2 protein-coding genes are annotated in these 1977 nt (G+C 70.4%); both read left to right on the top strand.

What is annotated here, in order from left to right; all coding sequences use genetic code 11:
• Positions 1–1673: mannosyltransferase YkcB-related protein (locus BGO15_RS09785; protein WP_286748149.1), on the top strand; the 1673-nt coding region annotated here is incomplete at its 5' end.
• 83 nt (positions 1674–1756) lie between these two features.
• A partial coding sequence (locus tag BGO15_RS09780; protein WP_286748148.1) for a hypothetical protein occupies positions 1757–1977 on the top strand: 221 nt, incomplete at its 3' end.

Here is a 1977-nt window from a genome sequence, read left to right as displayed (position 1 = left end):
CGTGGTGGGCGTTGGCGTGGTCGGGCATCGCCGTCGGCGTGGGGTTCCAAGCCAAGATGATGCAGGCGTGGTTCGTGCTGCCGGGCTTCGTGATCGCGCTGCTCGTGCTCGGGGGGATGTCCCGTGTCCGCCGCCTCGCGCGCGCGGGCACCTTCGCTGCGGTCGCGGTTGCGGCGTCGGTGGGGTGGATGGCGATCGTGCAGGTGGTGCCGTCGGGTGTCCGTCCGTTCGTCGACGGCTCGACGAACGACAACCTGTTTGCGATGGTGTTCGGCTACAACGGCATCGACCGGGTGTTCCCGGGACTTGTGCCCGGGGCGGTCGGGCCGGGAGAGCAGTCGGGGGGTGCGACGGCCGCGATCTCCTCGATGCTCCGGAGCACCGGTGGCTTCGCCCTCCATCCCAAGCTGTTCGCCCCCGAGAACCTCACTCAGATCGGGTGGCTCTACCCGGCGGCGGCGGCAGGCATCGTGCTCGCCTTCGCCCGGTGGTGGCCGCGTCGTGACCATCGGTCCGCGGCCGAAAGGGCAGCTTTCGCCACGACGGTTGCGGTCACGCTCTGGCTTGCCGTCGCGGCGGCAGTGCTGACGGCGAGCGTCATGCCGCACACGGCGTACCTCGCCGCGCTCGGGGTGCAGTTGGCCCTCTTTGCCGCGATCGCGTTCTCCCGCGCGTGGACGCTGCAGCGCTCAGGTCGCCGCAGGGACCGTCTCGTGCTTCCCGCATTGCTCGCCGGCCAGACGGTCTGGGCGGTCGCGCTGGCGTCGTGGGGAGCGATGCCGGCGGTGCTCGCCGTGCCGATGGGGGCGGTGAGCATCTGTGGCGCCGCGGTCGTCCTCACCCGCGAGGTGCGGTCGGGGGCGGTGTTGTCGCCGCGCGCAGCCTCCACCGCTGTCGCCACGGTCGCCGGTCTGGCGCTGCTGGCAGGTCCGGCGCTGTGGAGCGTGCAGGCCCTGGATGCCGGTCGTGACGGCTCGGGAATCGACGCGTACCTCGGTTGGCGACCCCCCGCCGCGGTGGCCGGGGTTGCCTCACCGCGCCCCGCGCGGACGGTTGATGTCTACGGGTTCCCGGTGGCGGCGGCATCCGACTCATCGGTTGTCGACCCCGGTGCGACCGAGTCGTTCCACGTCTCGACGCCGAACCTCTGGGGTGGTGCCCCCACGGCTTCCACGCCGGTCGACGACCTGCTGCGGGTGATCGCTGCCGATGCGAGTGGTGCACCCGCTCCCGCCGCCGGCACGGGGGCTCCGATCGTGACGGACTCCTGGGCGATCTCGGCGGACGTCATCGACACCACGGGGCAGGCGGTGCTCACCGACGGCGGATACTCCGGCGCGGTGCCGGTCTTCACGACCGCGCAGTTGAAGGATCTCGTCGACAACGGCTCGGTGCGCTGGTTCGTCGTGAAGGCCGGTGCCGGCGCGAAGGACCCGGTCGCCCAGTTCGTCGCGCAGCAGCGCTGCACCGTGGTGCGCACGTGGGGCACCGATGCGTCCGTCTCGGCGGGAGCCCTCGGGCTTCTCGCCGACACCCGGTCGTCGGTCGCCGAGAGTCTGTCTCCGGTGCTGAACGGGCTGACAGCAGAAGCGGATGCCGCGTCCGCCGCGTCGTCCGCGTCCGCGACGACGCGCCCCGACCGTTCGTTCACGCTGTGGCAGTGCCGACCATGACCGGGAATCGTTCCGCTCGCGGACGGGAAGAAGTCGCAGCAGGGTCATAGAAACCCTGCCGCACGATTGCAGCAGCACCACCGATGGTCGTCAACACCGTCTCGAAAGGGATAGACGTGCTCTTAAGACGTGTTCTGCGGGAACCGTGGCCAATCTGGGGATCGATAGTCGCACTGACGGCGGCGTCGGCGGTGTTGATGGTGTGGAACCTCGGCCGCGGCGGTGACTTCGCGTTCTATGAGTCGGCGGCGAAGTCGATGTCGGAGTCGTGGCGGGCGTTCGTGTTCGGTGCGTTCGATCCGGG

The sequence above is a fragment of the Microbacterium sp. 71-23 genome (assembly GCF_001897265.1).
In the GTDB taxonomy this organism is placed as follows: Bacteria; Actinomycetota; Actinomycetes; order Actinomycetales; family Microbacteriaceae; genus Microbacterium; species Microbacterium ginsengisoli.
The sequence above is the reverse complement of the archived record's forward strand: the minus strand, read 5'-3'. Positions and strand labels throughout refer to the sequence as shown.